This is a genomic window from Vibrio sp. 1727 (assembly GCF_033344415.1).
Classification (GTDB): domain Bacteria; phylum Pseudomonadota; class Gammaproteobacteria; order Enterobacterales; family Vibrionaceae; genus Vibrio; species Vibrio alginolyticus.
In genome coordinates, this window is record NZ_JAWPOT010000003.1 from 228,935 (window position 1) to 247,740 (window position 18,806).

General features: G+C 44.7%; 22 protein-coding genes. 9 read left to right on the top strand and 13 right to left on the bottom strand.

Annotated features, from left to right (window positions below; all coding sequences use genetic code 11):
* The first annotated feature begins 61 nt into the window (after window positions 1-61).
* Window positions 62-943 carry a DMT family transporter gene (locus R8O10_RS05345; RefSeq protein ID WP_005373940.1) on the top strand — a complete coding sequence of 294 codons (882 nt, stop codon included), beginning with the start codon at window positions 62-64 and terminating at the stop codon, window positions 941-943.
* Between the two features lie 63 nt (window positions 944-1,006).
* On the opposite strand, the gene R8O10_RS05350 is transcribed toward R8O10_RS05345, so the two are convergent.
* From R8O10_RS05350 to pncB, 4 genes are all read right to left on the bottom strand, one after another.
* Window positions 1,007-1,786: a methyltransferase domain-containing protein gene (locus tag R8O10_RS05350; RefSeq protein WP_054730619.1), complete on the bottom strand. Its 780-nt coding sequence runs from the start codon at window positions 1,784-1,786 to the stop codon at window positions 1,007-1,009.
* Window positions 1,787-1,956: 170 nt separating this feature from the next.
* Entirely contained in the window at window positions 1,957-2,475 is a 519-nt protein-coding gene (locus R8O10_RS05355) for a glycine zipper 2TM domain-containing protein (RefSeq protein ID WP_064369415.1), read from the bottom strand.
* A gap of 214 nt (window positions 2,476-2,689) precedes the next feature.
* The gene (locus R8O10_RS05360) at window positions 2,690-3,049 is read right to left on the bottom strand and encodes a hypothetical protein (RefSeq protein WP_005373947.1); all 360 of its coding nucleotides are present in this window, start codon (window positions 3,047-3,049) and stop codon (window positions 2,690-2,692) included.
* A 320-nt stretch (window positions 3,050-3,369) separates the two neighbouring features.
* The gene (gene pncB / locus R8O10_RS05365) at window positions 3,370-4,680 is read right to left on the bottom strand and encodes a nicotinate phosphoribosyltransferase (RefSeq protein ID WP_021035923.1); all 1,311 of its coding nucleotides are present in this window, start codon (window positions 4,678-4,680) and stop codon (window positions 3,370-3,372) included.
* Window positions 4,681-4,978: 298 nt separating this feature from the next.
* On the opposite strand from pncB, the gene R8O10_RS05370 reads away from it, so the two are divergent.
* The 4 genes from R8O10_RS05370 to R8O10_RS05385 all read left to right on the top strand — a co-directional run bounded on the left by R8O10_RS05370 (window position 4,979) and on the right by R8O10_RS05385 (window position 7,824).
* Window positions 4,979-5,704 (top strand): NUDIX domain-containing protein, encoded by a 726-nt coding sequence (locus R8O10_RS05370; protein ID WP_005373953.1) that lies wholly within the window; start codon window positions 4,979-4,981, stop codon window positions 5,702-5,704.
* A 32-nt stretch (window positions 5,705-5,736) separates the two neighbouring features.
* Complete coding sequence (locus R8O10_RS05375) at window positions 5,737-6,390, top strand: isochorismatase family protein (RefSeq protein WP_033906301.1); 654 nt, start codon at window positions 5,737-5,739, stop codon at window positions 6,388-6,390.
* A 29-nt stretch (window positions 6,391-6,419) separates the two neighbouring features.
* Window positions 6,420-6,776, top strand: coding sequence for a VOC family protein (locus R8O10_RS05380; RefSeq protein WP_042523322.1), 357 nt, complete (start codon window positions 6,420-6,422; stop codon window positions 6,774-6,776).
* Between the two features lie 154 nt (window positions 6,777-6,930).
* Window positions 6,931-7,824 (top strand): DMT family transporter, encoded by an 894-nt coding sequence (locus R8O10_RS05385; protein ID WP_025768008.1) that lies wholly within the window; start codon window positions 6,931-6,933, stop codon window positions 7,822-7,824.
* Here R8O10_RS05385 and R8O10_RS05390 read toward each other — a convergent pair whose 3' ends face one another.
* Window positions 7,825-8,565, bottom strand: coding sequence for a DNA-binding transcriptional regulator YciT (locus tag R8O10_RS05390; protein WP_017635127.1), 741 nt, complete (start codon window positions 8,563-8,565; stop codon window positions 7,825-7,827).
* Window positions 8,566-8,782: 217 nt separating this feature from the next.
* Between R8O10_RS05390 and R8O10_RS05395 the strand changes: the two genes are divergently transcribed.
* Entirely contained in the window at window positions 8,783-9,262 is a 480-nt protein-coding gene (locus R8O10_RS05395; protein ID WP_054579244.1) for a peptide-methionine (S)-S-oxide reductase, read from the top strand.
* 38 nt (window positions 9,263-9,300) lie between these two features.
* On the opposite strand, the gene R8O10_RS05400 is transcribed toward R8O10_RS05395, so the two are convergent.
* The 4 genes from R8O10_RS05400 to R8O10_RS05415 all read right to left on the bottom strand — a co-directional run bounded on the left by R8O10_RS05400 (window position 9,301) and on the right by R8O10_RS05415 (window position 14,248).
* Window positions 9,301-10,356, bottom strand: a complete 1,056-nt coding sequence (locus R8O10_RS05400) for an NAD(P)H-dependent flavin oxidoreductase (protein WP_054579243.1) — start codon at window positions 10,354-10,356, stop codon at window positions 9,301-9,303.
* Window positions 10,357-10,543: 187 nt separating this feature from the next.
* Entirely contained in the window at window positions 10,544-11,947 is a 1,404-nt protein-coding gene (gene eat / locus R8O10_RS05405) for an ethanolamine permease (protein ID WP_213872737.1), read from the bottom strand.
* A gap of 11 nt (window positions 11,948-11,958) precedes the next feature.
* Window positions 11,959-12,843: an ethanolamine ammonia-lyase subunit EutC gene (gene eutC, locus R8O10_RS05410; RefSeq protein ID WP_104980409.1), complete on the bottom strand. Its 885-nt coding sequence runs from the start codon at window positions 12,841-12,843 to the stop codon at window positions 11,959-11,961.
* Complete coding sequence (locus R8O10_RS05415; RefSeq protein WP_005388715.1) at window positions 12,836-14,248, bottom strand: ethanolamine ammonia-lyase subunit EutB; 1,413 nt, start codon at window positions 14,246-14,248, stop codon at window positions 12,836-12,838. Before R8O10_RS05415 ends, eutC begins: the two co-directional genes overlap by 8 nt.
* Before the next feature lie 184 nt (window positions 14,249-14,432).
* On the opposite strand from R8O10_RS05415, the gene R8O10_RS05420 reads away from it, so the two are divergent.
* Entirely contained in the window at window positions 14,433-15,383 is a 951-nt protein-coding gene (locus R8O10_RS05420) for a helix-turn-helix domain-containing protein (RefSeq protein ID WP_318191180.1), read from the top strand.
* Between the two features lie 44 nt (window positions 15,384-15,427).
* Here R8O10_RS05420 and R8O10_RS05425 read toward each other — a convergent pair whose 3' ends face one another.
* A complete protein-coding gene (locus tag R8O10_RS05425) occupies window positions 15,428-15,955 on the bottom strand; it encodes a TetR/AcrR family transcriptional regulator (protein ID WP_005373975.1) in 528 nt (175 codons plus the stop codon).
* Window positions 15,956-16,077: 122 nt separating this feature from the next.
* Here R8O10_RS05425 and R8O10_RS05430 point away from each other — a divergent pair, with 122 nt between their 5' ends.
* The gene (locus R8O10_RS05430) at window positions 16,078-16,299 is read left to right on the top strand and encodes a hypothetical protein (protein ID WP_017635120.1); all 222 of its coding nucleotides are present in this window, start codon (window positions 16,078-16,080) and stop codon (window positions 16,297-16,299) included.
* Between the two features lie 98 nt (window positions 16,300-16,397).
* On the opposite strand, the gene R8O10_RS05435 is transcribed toward R8O10_RS05430, so the two are convergent.
* Both R8O10_RS05435 and R8O10_RS05440 read right to left on the bottom strand, forming a co-directional pair.
* Entirely contained in the window at window positions 16,398-16,769 is a 372-nt protein-coding gene (locus R8O10_RS05435; RefSeq protein ID WP_005373979.1) for a VOC family protein, read from the bottom strand.
* Window positions 16,770-16,828: 59 nt separating this feature from the next.
* Window positions 16,829-17,719 carry a LysR family transcriptional regulator gene (locus tag R8O10_RS05440; protein ID WP_064369418.1) on the bottom strand — a complete coding sequence of 297 codons (891 nt, stop codon included), beginning with the start codon at window positions 17,717-17,719 and terminating at the stop codon, window positions 16,829-16,831.
* 98 nt (window positions 17,720-17,817) lie between these two features.
* Between R8O10_RS05440 and R8O10_RS05445 the strand changes: the two genes are divergently transcribed.
* On the top strand, window positions 17,818-18,429 hold the full coding sequence (locus R8O10_RS05445; RefSeq protein WP_318191181.1) for a LysE family translocator: 612 nt from the start codon (window positions 17,818-17,820) through the stop codon (window positions 18,427-18,429).
* A gap of 131 nt (window positions 18,430-18,560) precedes the next feature.
* Here R8O10_RS05445 and R8O10_RS05450 read toward each other — a convergent pair whose 3' ends face one another.
* Window positions 18,561-18,770, bottom strand: coding sequence for a hypothetical protein (locus R8O10_RS05450; protein WP_005373984.1), 210 nt, complete (start codon window positions 18,768-18,770; stop codon window positions 18,561-18,563).
* Between the last annotated feature and the right edge of the window lie 36 nt (window positions 18,771-18,806).

The following is an 18,806-nucleotide window of genomic DNA, read 5'->3' on the forward strand; positions in this document are numbered from 1 at the left end:
ATCACTTCACTTCATCCTATGACATCACCTACTCTTTGGCAAAGAAAGAGGAGAGGAAAAAGTGAAAGTTACATCGGTCGGAGCAGCGATGCTGCTATTAATTGTTGGAAATCTCATTGCGGTGCTTTCGGACTCTTTAATTAAAAGTGTCGGAAATGAAGTGCCTATTTTTCAATTTGTCTTTTTCCGACAAATATCAGCGGTGCTTTTCCTGCTGCCAGTCTACCTGCTAACAAAAAATGCGCCTTTTCTTGAAGGGTTTAAGTGGCATGCTGTTCGCGCTCACGTATGGTTACTTGGTGCAATATTCATGGTTTTGGCGATCTCATCTTTACCGCTCGCAACTGCGAACGCGATCTTTTACGCCGCGCCATTGATCATGTTGCCGCTTGCAGCAATCTTTTTTGGAGAACAGTTGTCTAAGCAATCGGTCGCCGCAGCGATAATGGGCTTTGCCGGTGTATTGGTCATCATTCGTCCAGACCAAATCGATTGGGCAGCCATTTCAGCTTTAGTTGTTGCAATTACTTTAGCAATCAATAACTTGCTCATTCGAAAACTGCCAAAAAATCAGTCTGTGATGCAAACGTTATTGATGACAAACTTGGCAGGTATTCCAGTAGCCTTCTTGCTTGTTCTGATCGAAGCAGAACCTTGGGACTGGAGTGCTTTCCCTGTTGCTGCTGGCTCAAGTTTGTTCATCATGATTTATGCAGCAACATGTGTCATCGCTTACCGCTCGATCGATAGCAACAAAATTGCCAGCGCTGAATACAGTGGCTTAATTGGTGCCGTGTTTGTGGGATTGATTTGGTTTGGAGAAGTGCCAGACATATTTATGGCAATAGGAACCATTATGATTGTTGTGCCTCTGGTTTGGCTTTCTAAACGAGAGCGTCGCAAGAAAAAGTTGCAAGAGCAACAAGAAGCGCACGTTACTTAAAGTTGTGCTCTAACCCAAAGACTAAAAAACCGAGCCGTAAGTGCTCGGTTTTTTTATGTGGCTCTAATCGGTTTTTACGTAAGCGACTACGTGAGATAAAAACTGCCTTGCAAAGCGATCATTAAACCGGATGCGATATTCATGCTCGGCTTCCGACACTAGACGCCAGCCTTCAGCAAAGTATTCTTTGATATCATCAACCGCCTCTTCTTTATTTTTGATGTGTTTCGCGTTCCACTGATAAGTGCAAGAGACAACGATCAGCCCACCCACCTTGGTGGTTTTTTTTAGAGCATTGATCACGCTAAGTGGCGACTCACATTGATCAATCACATTTAAACATACGACTAAATCAAAGCGAGATTGGAGAGTATCGAGCTCAAAAGGCTGGTTAATTAGCGTCAAATCAACATGAGCACATTTCTGTACGATATCTCTATTCTCAACCTCTAAAGTGTTTAAGGTGTTCACATCGTGAAGGTAAGTAAGCTCGACGCGTTGTTCTTCTATTAACAGTTGCTTCAAGCCATCCATTAACCTATTTGAAGGCTCCACAAGCGTCGCTTCTTTAAGGTTAGGTAAGCGTTGCACTAACTCATAATAATTTCTTCCCAGCGCCGCCCCAACCTCAAGTAGGGAATACGGCTGAACGCTGCTTTCGATTACCGCCTGCGCAATAAAATCAGCAACTTGGGAGCAGTGAGGTGATGACAAAAAAGAAAGTGGGACTTGTTTTGAGCGACTGGTTATCATCTCAATCTGTTGATCCTCAATGAACTTGTCGAACCATTGAGCTTCGAAATAACCAGCCAGACCGTGCTCGGTCAGGTAAAAATCTTCCATGTTTTTTCCGTTCGTACTTTTAGAAAAGTGATTGTATCGAACGCGGAAATTAACGGGTATTTCTGGCCGCACATTCCAATAGGAAAACAGATGAAAACGCCGCGTATGTGAAAAAGCCCTTTCATCTCAAAGATAAAAGGGCTTGTTAATCGCTTCGGTTAAGTCGCTAACTATTGTGGTAGAACAACGTTACCATCTTGAATTGGGAACGTTTTTGTCGCTGGTTTGCTCGCCAAACGAACCGTCGTTGGTGCACCTGAAACTTCGTAAGTGACGTCGTAACCCACTACTTTATCAGATGTCGTATATTCTGTATGACACTGTTTTTTCGTCGTTGTTACTACATCACCTTTTTGCACATTCTCCTGGATCTTACGACCTGTCAGTGCACCAGCAATCGTACCAGCTGCAGTTGCAATCACTTTACCTGAGCCACCACCGATTTGGTTGCCCAGCGCAGCTCCAGCTGCTGCGCCACCAACCGTACCAATAATTTTATTGTCATCCGCAGGGGTAACTTGCTCGGTTACTACCACGTCTTTACATACTTGGTGCGGCTTTTTCACCGTTTCAGTCACCGCTTCAACCAAAGTAATGTTTGCTTGAGTTGGAGCTGGTGGCGTTTTGTCTTTACAGCCTGCTAGTACAGCAACAACTGCCGTTGCAATTGCGATAGATTTCATATTCATGATTTACATCCCAGTATGGTTTGCTTTGATGAGCGTTATGGTAAATCGCAAAAGGGAAATCACATCAGACGAAAACAAACCCTTTGTTATTAACAAGTAAAGAAACACTGTTTTATAAGAGGTACGTCAAGAAACACTCAGCAGAATGTCAACAGAGCTAAAACTGTATCACTACTGATTATGATTGGGCTGGACTAGTCTATGAGATTTATTTTTAAGCCAAGCTCAAAAATAGTTCGTCATCCGTTAAATACTTATGGCGGTGGCTTAGATTACGCACGTGCATAAACATAAAATCAGGGAAACCAGGCGCTATAATGTTATTTGGTTCCCAGCATACACCGCCAACAAACACATATCGCCCCTGCTTGTCATCTTCGTGAAGGGGGTTATTAAGAGGAGAAGAAAACTCTGCTCGGCAACCTTCAACCACACAAACAATTTGTCCTTTAAAAAGGCCAATCACGCGCTTTACAAGATTTGCCTTGATACCACACTTCCATGCTTGGCGAGTGGCCATCTCATAGCCATATTTTCGGATCGCTTTCTTTTGCAAATGTACTACTAGGTTCATTTTGACTCCTGATTCAAGCAACTACGTGAAGCCCAAAGTCATAAAAGCAGATAGACGTCTATACCCGAGTGAGCTCATGGTACGTGGGAATAAACTACGTGATTAGACTGAGTTTAGTGTCGGATGAGATACACCGTCCACGATGCTGTAACGTATCGATTTACACCAATCAAAGGCAGATAACACATCAACTTTTGAGTGCTTTCCTGCGCTGTATCTGGTTACTTCTGTATATTACTATAACGAAATCACCCTCCACGTTTACCTATATAAATTTGTCGTAACGATAGAGGGTGCTTATCATGGAGAGAGGATAACGCCTACGCGTCGATGAGATAATTTTGACCTTCAGTTTCTAAACGATCAATCATTTTACGACACTCATTTAAATCAAGAGGTTGTTCAAAGCGGCGCTTGAGATTCATCAAAAAGAAGATATCTTCACACATGGCTTTCTCAGGTTCGTCACTGATTTTGGCGACCGGTGAACCATTGCACGTGACCATTTTTATCACGATAGAAAGTGGCTGGTAGGCTTCACCATCTTTATTGACATAATCACCCATATCATTGGCAAGAAAAGTACCGATACCAAAACTCACCTGAATACGTCCTTGGAAATACTCGCAAATATCTAACGCTTGTTCGAAGTTAAGTCCGTCGGTAAACACCAGTGTTTTTGTTAATGGGTCTATATTCAGTGACTGGTAGTGTGCAATCATTTTTTCACCCCAGCTATAAGGGCAACCACTATCGTGACGTACACCGAAGTACGCGTTACTTAGTTCTTCATCAAAGTCTTTAAGGAAAGCATCGATACCAATCGTATCGGTTAACGCAATGCCTAGTGCACCATTAAACATTTTTTGCCAACGTTGCAACGCCACTTTTTGCGAATCTCGCACATTCACCAGAGCTTGGTGTCCCATAAACCATTCATGAGCAACGGTGCCGATAGGCGTCAAGTTTAGCTCTTTTGCTAAGTGATAGTTGCTTGTTCCTGTCAAACATTCCGGCACTTCCTGGCACAAATATTCCAGCATAGTGCGCTGAGCTTGGAAGGAAAAACGTCGACGCGTCGACATGTCAGAAAATTTAAAGTTAGTGATGTTACGACGTTTTAGTTCCGACTTTAGGTGCCGAACTTTCTCTTCTAAAACAGTGGTAAATTGCACAACAGGGATATCTGACCAACGCTGACGGCTACGAACTTCAGACACGATGCTCATGATGATCGTTTCGTACAAGATGGTATCTCGCCACAAACCGTTAATGGTAATTCTTAACTGGCTTGAGCCATCAGCCATGGCTTTATTATGGAAAGAGACATCACTTTGTGGGTTGAAACGGAAATGGCGCAGTGCATCAACAAAGTCAGGGTTCAGGTAAGGCGCGACACGCTTAATATATTCAATTTCTTCTTGCGTAAATTGAATATCTTGCAGTTTAAGGACTTCGGCTTTTACCTCGGGCAAAAGCTCAGAGAGGTCTTCCTCACTGCGCACGATAAACTTATATGACACCATCGCATCAGGGTAAAGCGCTGTTACAGCGCTCATCATATTGACTTTGTAGACATCGAAATCCAAAGCGCTTTGAATGATGCGGGAAGAAAATAGTTTGGTGGTCATTAGGTGCCCTTCTACATGCCCTTCCTGGGTATATAACTTTTTGTTACTAACTAATTTGCGTAAACAATAAACACCCATCTATAGTTTGTCAACTTTTGTTACTAACCACTCATTTTTATAAGGTTTTTTTGTCTAGAATTCGAGCAAGCATTGTGAATAAGTCAGAGTCATCCGTAAATTTATGCTCAAACCGTATTACTAACACTACCAAAGACGTTTCTAACAACTCGTTACTTACCCATTGATTGACCACTTGTTATGCGCTAGATTACTTACAAATCAATATTAGGACCCAACCATGATCGTATCTGTCGACATTATTCCATTCAGGCTATCTGGCTGTGCCGATAAGGGATTGGAAGTGTTGTTGATTAAACGTTCAAATCCAAATCGGCCATACCATGGAGTCTGGGCACTACCGGGCGGATTTGTCTTTGATAAAGACTTAACCAGTGAAGGCGGACGCCCGGCCGATGAAAACTTTGAAGCGGCGCGTCGCCGAATTTGCCGTGAGAAAATCCATACCTACCCTCGCCATTTTAGCGAAGCGTTTATCGACGGTGATCCAAAGCGCGATCCAGAAGACTGGAGCTTAAACATTACGCACTACGCCTTAGTTGATCGTAACAATGTAGAGCAAATAAATAATGCAGGTGTACCGGAATGCCAACTTAAATGGTTTTCGCTACAGGCTATTCTCAATGGAGAAGAAACCCTCGCATTTGATCATCAAAAAACCATTGAAAAAGCGTGGCAAAAGCTTCGTGCATCCATTGAATACACATCGGTTCTTTTGTTTGCATTAGACAAAGAGTTTTTGGTTGCGGACATCATTTCTGCTTATCAAGAGTTTGGTATTGATATCAGCCGAATGACGATTAAGCGCCGCTTGATAGATTCAGGCGTACTAAAACCCACTAATAAAGTCGCTTCAACCAACAAAGGCAAAGGTGGAAAACCCGCAATGGTATATACGCTGACTAGCGACGAAGTAACCTTTTTTCAAAACTGTTTGCGTGGATAAACGCAGACAATCAGACAGACAAGGAGTCTGCCATGACTGTTCGAGTAAACTATCAAACTACAGCAGTGATCGACGTTGATCCAGAGAAAGGCTTTAGTGAGTTATGTCCAAATGAACTGCCCGTTGCAGGTGCGTTGGAAATCGTACCGGAGCTTTTGAACAATCATGCCAAAGGCCGATTAAAGCTGGTCAGTCGTGACTTGCACCCACCGAAAGCAAAATGGGATGCAGAATCGCCAGCCAATATGCTTGAGCCCGTTGGTTTACCGAATGTGGATATAAAGTGGAACCGTCACTGTGTGCTTGGCACAACAGGTTCTGAGCTGCTAGATGGCTTACCACCCGTGTTGGACTACGATTTTCAAGTTAATAAAGGTATGGATCCTGACGCGCACCCTTACGGTATTTTTTTCCATGATATTGCCGACACCAAAACGACAGGCGCGCATGAATTTCTAAAGTTCAACGGGATTGATACCTTAGTTATCGGTGGCCTTGCCTTAGACTTTTGTGTGAAAAAATCCGTCATGCAAGCGCTGGAACTTGGCTACAATGTGGTAGTTAATCTTGCTTCAACTCGTGCGGTGCTGCCTGATAATGTAGAGAATGTGCTGACAGAGCTCAGAGATAATGGCGCATTATTTGTCGAAAAAGCGGACGACATCATCGTAGAAAAGTTCGCCTAGAAACGATAGTAACCGAGAAGGATTTCACCATGCATCAACATGAAAAATTGAATTACGTTGAATTTGGTTCCACTAATGTCAGTGCGACCAAACAATTTTTTGAGCGTGCTTTTGACTGGAGCTTTACCGATTATGGTCCAGAATATTCTGCATTTTCAGGACAAGGATTGGATGGCGGATTCTTCAAATCTGAGTTTATAAACCAAACCGCAAATGGTGGCGCACTTTTAGTATTTTATAGCTCAGACATTCAGGCCACTCAGACAAAAGTAGAGCAGCATGGTGGAAAAATTATCCGCCCTATTTTCGAATTCCCCGGCGGCTGTCGATTCCACTTCACTGAACCGAGTGGAAATGAATTCGCAGTATGGTCAGAGAGCCATTAAGTCATCACACATCAACAACACACCATCAACGTGAGTCCAAGCTAGCCAGATCCGGAACTGGCATTACATTTCTGGTTGACCTCATCCTTGGTTTAATTCACTGTTAGCGCAACAATTAATCGATGAGGCGCTAGACCTCGACCAAGGATGTCAAATGACTGCCGTCAGTTTTTTTCGCTTACTCTGCCTCGCTGCTATTTGGGGTGGCTCGTTTCTGTTTATGCGAGTCGCCGCCAACACATTCGGGCCAGCTTACTTAATCGAATTTCGAGTTACATTTGCCGCCGTCGCTTTGTTATTGATCGCCGTATATTTGAAGAAGAAACTCACGTTAACTGCGCATACTAAACACTTCTTTATTATTGGCTTATTCAATAGCGCAGTTCCATTTTTACTCTTTGCGTACGCAGCCCAGACCCTGAATGCATCAACTTTAGCAATATTGAACTCAACCGCCCCAATATGGGGAGCACTAGTTGGCTTTGCTTGGTACCGCAGCCCACTCACAGCAAAACCTGTTCTCGGTATGCTAATAGGCATTGGAGGCGTTGCAGTCTTGGTCGGCTTAGATACTTCAACCATAGGTGAAGAAGCCATGCTCCCTATTGCCGCCAGTTTGATGGCTTCTTTCAGCTATGGCATTGCTACCAACTACACTAAAAATGCGCCACAAGTACCAGCTTTTGACAATGCTCACGGCAGCATGTGGGCGGCGGTTATTTGGGTACTGCCGCTGCTACCATTCTTACCAATGCGTGCAGAACCAAGTCATTTCGAATGGAGCTCTGTTGTCACGCTCGGCGTTGTATGCACAGGGTTCGCTTATTTGCTCTATTTCCGCTTAGTTTCTGATATCGGCCCAGCGTCAGCACTGACTGTCACTTTTCTTGTTCCTGTTTTTGGTATCTTATGGGGCTACTTGGTGCTAGATGAGCCCGTCGGCTCTAACACCATCATAGGAACAATTCTAGTGCTTAGCGGCACTATGCTAGTCACCGGTTTCTCCCCAACAGCAATGCTCGCGAAGCGAAAACGAAGCGTGGCTTAATCAGCCTAATATAACTTCCACACCTCGCTTTTTGATTTGTTCAAGGTCGCTTTTCGGAGCGGCTTTGTCAGTCAGCAGCACTGATATTTCGTCAGTCTTACCAATTGATGAGGGATAAATTTGCCCAAATTTACTAGAATCCGTTAGAACAATATTGCGCCTTTTTTTCGCAATGATGGTTTCTGCGATCTCAGCGCGCATCATGTCGCGGCTAGTAAAGCCAGTGTCTTGATGGAAGCCGTCAATACCCAAGAAGGCCGTGCTGAAATGAATGTTCTCAATACACAACTTAGTCAGCGGTCCGACCAAGCTCTCGCCTTGGTGCTGATACACGCCACCAAGCAAGATAATGTTGGCAGAAGTGTTACGGATGAGATGGGCGATATACGCCGATGGCGTAATAATGGTCACATCGCCGCGCTCAGCCAATGTCCGAGCCAACAACGCATTGGCACTGCCTCCTTCAATCAGCACTGTCTCATTAGGTGCGACCAAATCCGCAGCTTGGTTTGCGAGCGATTGTTTAATATCGAAACGTACTTCTAGGCGGGCATCAATGTCATCACTTTGCAACGCGGTAGCTGCGCCGTGAACGCGCTTTAGGTAGCCCTGCTGCTCCAGAAAGTTCAAATCCTGTCTGATGGTCACACCCGACACGCCAATGATGTCAGAAAGCTCTGTGACTTGAACGCGTTTACGGTCGTTCACTAATTGCAGGATTTCATTTTGTCTTGGGTTCACAGGTTCGCTCCTTATTGATGAGCTTACAGTATACTCACCTGATGTTTCATATGAAAAGAACTTGAAAGTAAAAAGGAAAAAACGCGTGGTCTGATTAGCCAAGCTGTACCTTGCGAATATCGCTCCCATCAACAGATAATAGGGCAACGAAAATGGGATGGAAGAAGAGGGGTTAACTCCCTACATCCCAACAACGGTAAAGACTAGGATAAAAGTAATGGAAGAAATTTACTTCGCAGGCGGTTGCCTTTGGGGCGTGCAAGAATTTATGCGCCACCTTCCGGGCGTAATCAACACAGAAGCCGGGCGAGCAAATGGCACAACGGATAACACTCAATCCGAATACGATGGCTACGCAGAGTGCGTGAAAACCCAGTTCGACCCTGAGCAAGTTTCGGTTGAAACTTTAATGGGGTATTTGTTTGAGATAATCGACCCTTACAGCGTTAACAAGCAAGGTGAAGACGTAGGTGAGAAGTACCGTACTGGTGTTTATAGCCAAAACGAACAGCATCTCACCATGGCGAAAGCGTGTATCGCAGTACGACCGGACGCCGACAAGATCGCCGTAGAAGTACTGCCACTCACAAATTATGTGTCAAGTGATGATGAGCACCAAGACAGACTCACAAACTTTCCGAATGATTACTGCCACATCCCATTAGATTTACTACATAAATACAGGGATAACTCGTAACCATTCAGTCAGCATCGCTTTAAAAGGCAAGATGCATATCAGTTTAAATCGATGCCTTCCACTAATGACAATGTCATTTCTGCCGCCGATATTTCCTTACAACCCGACGAGTTTTGTCCGCACCACAACGGTGTGAATTCATCTCGGTTTTGCTTTTCCATAAGCGCTCTAAGTTGAGCCATTTCAATGGAGGCGTATGGGAATTTCGGCGCAAACTCACTGATGTAGCCTAGCTCCGACATCGCGCGATTCACAATGCCTCTCGCTGGTCGGCCCGAGAAAACATTGGTCAAAGCGGTATGTTGAGCGCGTTCACTGGCAATGGCATATCGATGTAAAGACGATGTTTTCGCCTCATCGCACAACAAATAGGCGCTGCCAACTTGAACGGCACTCGCTCCTAATCTCAACGCGGCTTCCACCCCACTTCTATCAGCGATTCCGCCTGCAGCAATAACAGGCAAATTCACCCGTTTGGCGATTTGTGGTAATAACGCCATCAAACTTAATTGAGTAGTTAAATCATCCGATAAAAACATACCTCGGTGTCCACCAGCCTCCAAGCCTTGGGCGATAATACCGTCAACGCCTTTTGCTTCTAGCCAAAGTGCTTCGTCCACCGTGGTCGCTGACGAAAGGATCTTCCCTCCCCACCCTCTAATTCGAGCTAACAGATCATCGTCTGGCAAACCAAAGTGGAAACTGATCACTGGCGGTGCAAATGGTTCAATCGCGTCAGCAATAGCATGATTGAAAGGCATCCTTGTCGGAGCGTTTGGCTGAGCCTGAACGGTTGCATCAACCTCGGAAAAATACGGTTGCAGCGTTTTTTGCCACTTTTCGTGCTTGTTGGCGTCATACTCCGGCATTTCATGGCAAAAGAAATTGAGGTTAAACGGTCGGTTAGTTGCCTGCTTGATAAGTTGAAGTTCTTTTACGATGGCGTCTTTGTTCAGCATTCCACAAGGTAACGAGCCAAGCCCGCCAACATTACTGACGGCTATGGTCATTTGGCTGTCTTGCACACCAGCCATTGGCGCTTGAATAATCGGTAACTCTGTTCCCAAAAGTGTATTAAATACCTTGTTTATCATGCTCTTTCCTTGAAAACTTAACCTTTACCTGTGATGGATCTTCGCCATCGTTATCCAGACTAGACTTTCACATGATTAACCGCTTATAAAGTTAAAGTGATGCATTTGTGCGCTATGCACTTTTGATAGAAATGACAAAGGGAGCCTATGGCTCCCTTAATATGCTGAATAACAAGAATCAAAGTGACTATCGTACGACATCTGATTCAAGCTCTAGCTCTGCTACAGACAGCATGGCAAACTCTTCCTCGGCGGTTGCTGCCACCAGTTTGTTGCGGCTGTATAACCCATAATAAACACCACCGATAAGAAACAATCCCATTGTCATGAAAAAGGCTGAGGGATCAAAAGCATAAACACCTGTCATTGCGATCAAAGAAAGCACCAGAGAAATACTCGACGTAATTATCCCACCAGGCGTTTTATATGGACGAGTTAATTCCGGCTGTTTAATTCGCAATAAAATATGGCTCAAGGACATTAATGCGTACGATACAGTCGCACCGACAACAGCCATCGCCAAGATTAAGTCCCCCTCACCCGTAAGTGAAACCAAGAACCCAAAAACGCCCGGAACCAAAAGCGCACGAGAAGGCACTTTTTTGTCACTGGTTAATGACAAAGTTTGCGGTAAATAACCCGCGCGGGAAAGCGCAAACACCAAGCGACTGTAACCATAAATGATTGAAAAGAAAGAAGCGATAAGGCCAGCCAATCCAAGTAAGTTCACGGCCATTGCTACCGTTGAATTGCCCGTAAGCTTTAGGGCGTCAACTAATGGCACCGCGCTATCGCCTATGACCTTTGAGCCAACCGCACCAGCCAAAAGGACGACTACGATAGTTGCGGTTAGCAATAAAAACAGCATCGCACCAATGATGCCTTTGGGAACATCTTTTGCCGGATTTTTTGCCTCCTCTGCCGCTAAAGGCACACCTTCAACCGCAAGAAACAACCACATTGCAAATGGCAACGCAGCCCATACGCCATACCACCCAAACGGCAAGATTTCTGTTGCCTGAGCCGTCGCCGGAGCAATATCGAATAAGTTGTTAACATCAAAATGACCAATAAGCACAGCAGCAGTAATTAGAATAGCTAGCACAGCCAAACCGCTGATGACCATCATTACTTTGAGAGCTTCGCCTACCCCTGCCATATGAATAGCGATAAAGACGGCGTAGAAAAGTGCGTAAACAACAGGGCCATCAATACCAACCAATTCATTCACTGCTGAGCCAATAAAAATTACTATCGCAGCAGGTGCGAGCGCATATTCAATCAAAACTGATAAGCCAGTGAAAAAGCCACCTGTCGGCCCCATCGCCTGTCTTGCGAAGCTGTAACCACCACCCGCAGCAGGAATCGCCGCAGACATTTCAGCTAAAGACAATACTAGCGTGAAATACATTATTGCCATCGCGATAGCAGCAATAAGAAATCCTCCCCATCCTGCTTGAGCGATGCCAAAGTTCCAACCGGCAAAGTCACCAGATATAACATACGAGACACCTAAGCCAGCAAGTAAAATCCAACCTGCGGTGCCTCTTTTTAGCTGCCTTTTGGCCAAGTACTCCTGATGTTTAGACATAGTAAATCCTTCTACTTTGATGAAATTAAAAAGTTGTCGCTGTGTTTATCTTCAACGCTTGCGCCACTTGGCTCATTGATATCGGAGCGATCTTTCAGGTTCACTCCTGACAGTTGTAATTTTCGAGCCTCCTTGAGCAAGTAAAATGCGCGTTCACAGGCATCGTCATAGTTGAGCCCCTGAGGGCGCACATTGGAAATGCAGTTTCTTTGGGAATCTTTAGAGCCTCGTTTAGCCCCCCAAGTGAGATACATACCCATGCTATCCGGAGAAGTTAGACCGGGTCTCTCTCCAATTAAAACCAGCACGGCCTTGGCGTTAAAACATTCACCAACATCATCCCCTACCGCTACTCTTCCTTGCTTTACGATTGTGATAGGTGCGAATTTCCATTGATGTTCATCATCAGCGCTTAAAAGAGAAATCAATCGAGTAACAACAGGCACGGCATGGTTTTGAATTGCGACGGAAGAAAGTCCATCAGCAATAACAATCGCAAGATCAATGTCAGTGTTATGCTCATTTGCTATCAAGTTGAGCGTTTGCCAAGAAGATTCATCAAGCAGCCTTCCTAAATCGGGCCTTTGCAGGTACATAAGCCGGTCACTCACTTGACTGCTCACTACCACTGGAGGTTCTAAGGTATTTTCAAGAATCGAGTAAGAGTCCGACAAACCAGCAACGAGAGACTCAATATTCAAACTGCAATGCACTGCATCCATAGCTTGGGCGTGATCCAGCTGAAATGAGAGTAACTCGTTGGTTGGTACACTGTTCCCGCTGCGACCCAGAGCGATCCGAGCAGAGGTGAAGTCGCGTAACTTGCCCCAAGGGTTATGTGTGACAACTTCAGACTCATCTTGTGGGGACTGAGCAATGGTGATTACTTTACCCATGAGAATACCCCTTATTCAGTTGGTTAATTGCTCCCGAAAACGAGCGAGAGATTTGCTCACTTAACCGAACGTCTTGCACGCTCTCGAAAATCTGCATCTCCATTAACCATTGTTCAAACTCTGGTGCTGGCTTCAAACCGAGTACTTTTCTTGCGTAAAGGGCATCGTGAAATGAGGTAGTTTGATAGTTGAGCATGATGTCATCAGACCCTGGAATACCCATGATGAACGAGCACTCGGCCACACCTAATAGTGTCAGCAAGTTATCCATGTCATTCTGATCGGCATAGGCATGATTGGTGTAACAGATATCGCAACCCATAGGTAAACCAAGCAACTTCCCACAGAAATGATCTTCAAGCCCAGCACGAATGATCTGTTTGCCATCAAACAGATACTCAGGGCCAATAAACCCAACGACAGTATTAACCAACAAAGGATCGAACTGTTTCGCGACAGCATAAGCGCGGGCTTCACAAGTCTGCTGATCGACCCCATGAAACGCATTCGCAGACAGCGCTGTACCTTGTCCGGTCTCAAAATACATCACATTGTTTCCTACGCTACCTCGATTCAAAGACAACGCGGCTTCATGGGCCTCTTTCAAAATCGACAAGTCGATTCCGAAGGTATCATTCGTCCCTTGCGTGCCGCCTATCGACTGAAAAACGAGATCGACTGGTGCACCCATTTCAATGGCTTCGATCGTGTTCGTGACATGAGTTAACACACAAGACTGAGTCGGTATTTGATAGTGTTGAATCACCTCATCCATTAAGTTCATTAACTTAATAGCTTGAGGTACATTATCTGTTGCCGGATTGATACCGATAACCGCATCGCCATTTCCGTACATCAGACCATCAAAAATGGTCGCTGCGATACCGTTGAGAGAATCAGTGGGATGATTCGGCTGTAAGCGAGTAGACAGGCGACTCGGCAAACCAATCGTATTCCGAAAAGCCGTGACAACTTGGCATTTTTTAGCAACGAGAATCAAATCCTGGTTGCGCATAATCTTACTGACTGCGGCCACCATTTCTGGTGTTAAACCTTGACGAATTTTAGCCAACGTTTCACCATCGGCTTCTTCACTCAGCAGCCAATTTCGAAAATCTCCGACCGTCAAGTGCTCAATCGGCTTAAAGGCTTCAAGGTCATGCGTATCGATAATTAGGCGAGTGATATCGTCGCTTTCGTATGGAATAACCGCCTCGTTAAGAAACGTTTTAAGTGGTAACTCAGACAGCGCCATTTGTGCGACTACACGTTCTGCCGCTGACTGAGCACAAACCCCGGCTAACGCATCGCCTGAGCGCTCCGGTGTCGCTTTCGCCATCAAGTCAGCTAATGACTTAAAGGTATAGACTTTACTTCCTTGTTGCCGACGATAAGTTGCCGTCATTGCTCTTCCTCTTCACTATTTGGTTCGCTTTTTGCTGAACTATCAATAAGCTTTAAGAAAGTATTGCCAAATGTGTTCCGTAGCGTTATCAAAAACTGGCAACATTTATAAACCAATAATAAACAATGAGTTATGTAAATACTGATCCAACATGACTCACAAAAAAGGAATGAGCATCACAAGGATGAGTAACCAAATGCCCCAAACTGCACCAATGCTGTGCATCCATCACACTAAGGATGCAAACCAACAAGCTGCGAGTCTGATAAACTGGCAACAGGAATATGACCAACTCAGCGATGGTCGATTTTTAGGTCAAATTCGAGAACGACGATTTCCCAATTTCCATGTGTTTCGTGAAGACAGTAACCGCTCGCTAAGACAGCAATGCAGGGTTGAAGAGGGAGGTATTTGGTTGGGTTTGAGTGCGGAAAATAAGCCGCTACACCTAAATCACAGTCAGTTTAATTCAAGCCAACTTTTGCTTAGGCAAGGTGGCGCTGATTTTGAGTTAATGACACCGGAGCAGTTTTCTATCTATGGAATAGTGCTCGACAAAAACTTCGTTCACATCATAGAAAATCAACTTGAGCTTGGGAGTATCCAAAACAACACATTACACTTAACGGGTTTGACGGAAAAACACATTCAACAACTTAAATACTACTTAGGCACGTTACTTGGTTCCGCCGAGCCAAGATGGTCTGAAACCACACATCAAGCAATCTTAAAAGATATTGTGCTGGAGTTGTTCTCACTCAGTTCACTGCACACGAGCCATCCGATATCAATCTCTCATCGTCAACACGTGATGCACCGTATAAAACAACAGCTACAGGATCTAGACTACCGTACACCGATAACCGTCAGTGAACTGTGTGACGCAGTACACGTCAGTCGTCGCACACTACAGTACACCTTTGAACATTGCTGTAATACTTCCCCAAAGCAGTTCATACATCGAATGCGCCTGAATCAAGTACGTAGAGTGCTACAAAGCCCTGAAGATAATCGAACAATTGCAGAAATCGCTTTTGACTTTGGTTTTTTCCATCTCGGGCAGTTCAGTCAAAGCTACAAGCGGCTATTTGGTGAGACGCCAACTGAAACGAGAAAATGGGAGCCCACCAAATAAAATGACAGGCAGTATATTCTTTCAGATCCTGCGTTGGGGCCATGTTATGCAGTCGCAATGATTTGCTGAAACTTAGCATGAAGCTCTTCAAGTGCCGCTTCAACATCCGGTTCTGCACGGCTCAAGTGCGAGATTAACGTCATAAAATAGCAGTCAAAAATCAGCGGTATTTTTCCCTCAAGGACGGAGCTTCCGTTTACAGATTGAAACAAAGCTTGGTTAAACGACTGATAATAATCCAAATCCCAAATCACCTCTTTCAACAAAGCTCGGCTCAGTTCAACGTTCGCAAAATAGTAGCGATAGTATTTCTCCGTCAGCGCCAAACCAATGTCGATATCGGTTTTACCTTCCACACTGACTAGCGTTTCTTGGCTGATCTGTTGCAGTTGCGCCAGCATCCCTTCGCGCAAAATCGACAGTTTAGTCGGGAAATGGCTAAACACTGTGCCATCGGCTACTCCTGCTTCTCTCGCTATCTGCCTTGTGGTCGTCATGTCATAGCCATTTTGAGCAAAAGATGCCCATGCGGCTTTTAGAATTTTATCTCTGGTTTGTTGTCGCTTCGTCATTGATGTGTCTGCTTAATGAGCCTGAAAGGATCATACCTTGCGTGGTTGAGATTGACAAATTGAGCACGCTCATTTATAAAATTGAGCATGCTCATTTTATATAAAAACAAAAGGAATCGCTCATGTACGTATTAAACAAACTAGGCCAAGGATTGATTTTCTTCCCGACCATCTTCTGCTTTTCGTATATTTTAAGACCGATATTAATGGTCATCCTTATTCCAGGAGGGCTCGCACTTTTGGCGTTAATCGGTGGCGCAGAAGTCAGAGCAGAACTCAAAGCCATGCTGCTTGAGGAGTTTTTTGGCGTTAGCCCATCGCACACCACCTCGAAAAAGGCGTGAGTGCGCTACAAACGTTGGCAAGGCTAAGTAAAAAAGAAAACGCGCAGATATCGAGATCTCAATACCTGCGCGTAGATGTGGTGAAAATAAGACTGGCGTTAGTCAGTATTCATGTTCTGACCAATTCGCCATAAAACGCCGCTAGGGTCAAACAAACAACATTCGCGCATGCCCCAAGGTTGCTCGACCAGCTCAGTCAAACGCGAACCAAATTCTTCATGACCCACTTTGGATAAGTGCTGATGCCAGCTTTCTGCGTCTTCTACGAGCAAGTGCATCATGAAGTTATTGCCGTGTTCTGGCTCATAAAAATTCTGTAAAAGAAACGCGCAGCTACCTTGAGAGAAGTATGCTACATCACCGAAGTCCGATGCCATTTCAAAGCCAATCGCCTCATAAAAGCGTTTTGATAGCGCGTAATCTTTCGCCGGAACAAATGATTTGATTTCAACAATATTGAGGTTTTCCATTTCCAATTTCCTAAGCCTTTTTCCATAAAACTGACTGACGTAATCTCGCTCTATGCCTTCTATTCGCCTTGCGTAATCTGCTGTGATGACAGTGGCACACACTCTGCCATTTGCGTTTGTAACCACGTGATAAATTTATGTTCGAGTTCTGTACGCTTTTTATCTTGACTCAATAAAACGTAATTGCAACTTGATGGAGAAAACCCAAATGGTGCGACCAAATTACCACGCTTAATATCGTCCATGACAAAAGGATACGATCCCATTGCGACGCCTAAGCCGTCCACCGCTGCTTGTATGCAAAAATAAAAATGCGCGAATGATTGCTGAGTGTTGCCGTTGAAAGTTTCACAACGTGTTGATTGCTGCCAATCCGCCCAAGCATTCGGTCTGGTTTGGCTATTCAACAATCGAGCTGCTTTCAAATTGTCTTTAATGGATTGCCAATACTCAGGAGAAAATACCGGCCCCACCCACTCTTCCACAAGAATGGTTTTGTCATAATCGTGATGCTGCGCAAAATCGTCTCGACGAATCGCCATCGAAAGCCCAGTTGATCCTAATGTTACCGGGCCACCAGCCGTCGACAAACGAACATCAGCACGGTGTTCATCATTAAACGCGGCCAACCTTGGCATCAACCAGCGCATGGTTAATGTCGGTTCACAAGACACTTCAAGATGCTGATGCTTCTCTTGCATAAGCGTATTCACGCCTGTTTCTAGCGTTTGGAATGCCGTTTCTGTGTATGTCTTGAGTAATTCGCCTTCTGCCGTCAACACGACTTTCCTGCCCTCTTTGAAGAACAAAGGTTGAGACAGATATTGCTCAAGTTGCTTGATCTGCTTACTCACGGCTCCGTGGGTAATGTTCAGTTTGTCAGCCGCTTCAGTGTAGCTTGAAGAACTCGCCGCAACGTGGAAGACATAAAAAGATTTCAGGTGACGCATCTGTGAGTTTTTCTCACCAATATGGGAATATTTTTCGATTATAGTCAGTAATAAAGACGCCTACAATTCCGCTACCATCATTCAAACAGGAAATCGATATGGAATTTGTAACTCTTGCGTTATTAGGTGTGCTTATTGTTATTAGCCCTGGCGCAGACTTTGTTTTGGTATTAAGAAATAGCTTAAATCAAGGACGAAAAGCAGGCGTGTACAGTGCGATTGGTATCAGCATGGCGATCAGCATCCACATCGCTTACTCCATGCTGGGGATCAGTTACTTAATTTCACAAAATGAATGGTTGTTTAATCTCGTGCGCTATCTTGGGGCCGCTTATCTTGTCTACCTTGGGATTAAAGGAATATTCTCCTCGCAGCCTGCGTCAAACTCAGAAACCATTCAACAGAGCGAGTATTCAATGTGGCGATTTTTCATGCAGGGATTTCTGTGTAATTTACTCAATCCCAAGACGATGCTGTTTTTTCTGAGTATTTTTAGCCAAGTGATTTCTCCCGACTCTAATCAGCAACACATCGCCTTTTTTTACGGGATTTGTATGATTGCGCTGCATGGTATTTGGTTTTCTATCGTTGCTGTTTTATTCACGTCATCCCAGCTACAAGCTTTCTTGTTGAAGATTAAGCATCGACTCAATCAAGCATGTGGGGCGGGATTGATCATTTTCGGCGCGATGCTGGGCTTAAAGGTGTAGTACGCTTGCGGTCCGATTATCCCAATTCAAATTGATCATTGAACAAGTGGCAGTAATCAATTAAAAATCTACATTTTCAATACTTTAAATTAGAAAAAAACAGCCAACGTGCGCTGGCTGTTTCGATACAGTTAATGGATGACCCGAGCGTCCCCTTTAAATAACTGAGACAGATCGATAGTGAATATCGTCACTGTCGGACGTTTAGGCAGAGCATTTTCGATCGAAAACTCTGGCCCAGCTGGAACGAGGGGGAAGTGAATAGCAGTCGGCCACGTTGACGAAGCTTCATTACCGCCCGGCTCAGATATTGAGAAAGAAAACGCAGGTAAACGGGTCATAACACTTACCTCAAATGACTGATTAGCGGGCTCAAG

Bases quoted from the DNA above. Each gene is read 5' to 3' on its own strand.
- R8O10_RS05350 (WP_054730619.1), bottom strand. From the start codon at position 1,786: ATGGAAGATTTTTACCTGACCGAGCACGGTCTGGCTGGTTATTTCGAA.
- R8O10_RS05355 (WP_064369415.1), bottom strand. From the start codon at position 2,475: ATGAATATGAAATCTATCGCAATTGCAACGGCAGTTGTTGCTGTACTA.
- R8O10_RS05360 (WP_005373947.1), bottom strand. From the start codon at position 3,049: ATGAACCTAGTAGTACATTTGCAAAAGAAAGCGATCCGAAAATATGGC.
- pncB (WP_021035923.1), bottom strand. From the start codon at position 4,680: ATGACCACCAAACTATTTTCTTCCCGCATCATTCAAAGCGCTTTGGAT.
- R8O10_RS05370 (WP_005373953.1), top strand. From the start codon at position 4,979: ATGATCGTATCTGTCGACATTATTCCATTCAGGCTATCTGGCTGTGCC.
- R8O10_RS05375 (WP_033906301.1), top strand. From the start codon at position 5,737: ATGACTGTTCGAGTAAACTATCAAACTACAGCAGTGATCGACGTTGAT.
- R8O10_RS05380 (WP_042523322.1), top strand. From the start codon at position 6,420: ATGCATCAACATGAAAAATTGAATTACGTTGAATTTGGTTCCACTAAT.
- R8O10_RS05385 (WP_025768008.1), top strand. From the start codon at position 6,931: ATGACTGCCGTCAGTTTTTTTCGCTTACTCTGCCTCGCTGCTATTTGG.
- R8O10_RS05395 (WP_054579244.1), top strand. From the start codon at position 8,783: ATGGAAGAAATTTACTTCGCAGGCGGTTGCCTTTGGGGCGTGCAAGAA.
- R8O10_RS05400 (WP_054579243.1), bottom strand. From the start codon at position 10,356: ATGATAAACAAGGTATTTAATACACTTTTGGGAACAGAGTTACCGATT.
- eat (WP_213872737.1), bottom strand. From the start codon at position 11,947: ATGTCTAAACATCAGGAGTACTTGGCCAAAAGGCAGCTAAAAAGAGGC.
- eutC (WP_104980409.1), bottom strand. From the start codon at position 12,843: ATGGGTAAAGTAATCACCATTGCTCAGTCCCCACAAGATGAGTCTGAA.
- R8O10_RS05415 (WP_005388715.1), bottom strand. From the start codon at position 14,248: ATGACGGCAACTTATCGTCGGCAACAAGGAAGTAAAGTCTATACCTTT.
- R8O10_RS05420 (WP_318191180.1), top strand. From the start codon at position 14,433: ATGAGTAACCAAATGCCCCAAACTGCACCAATGCTGTGCATCCATCAC.
- R8O10_RS05425 (WP_005373975.1), bottom strand. From the start codon at position 15,955: ATGACGAAGCGACAACAAACCAGAGATAAAATTCTAAAAGCCGCATGG.
- R8O10_RS05430 (WP_017635120.1), top strand. From the start codon at position 16,078: ATGTACGTATTAAACAAACTAGGCCAAGGATTGATTTTCTTCCCGACC.
- R8O10_RS05435 (WP_005373979.1), bottom strand. From the start codon at position 16,769: ATGGAAAACCTCAATATTGTTGAAATCAAATCATTTGTTCCGGCGAAA.
- R8O10_RS05440 (WP_064369418.1), bottom strand. From the start codon at position 17,719: ATGCGTCACCTGAAATCTTTTTATGTCTTCCACGTTGCGGCGAGTTCT.
- R8O10_RS05445 (WP_318191181.1), top strand. From the start codon at position 17,818: ATGGAATTTGTAACTCTTGCGTTATTAGGTGTGCTTATTGTTATTAGC.
- R8O10_RS05450 (WP_005373984.1), bottom strand. From the start codon at position 18,770: ATGACCCGTTTACCTGCGTTTTCTTTCTCAATATCTGAGCCGGGCGGT.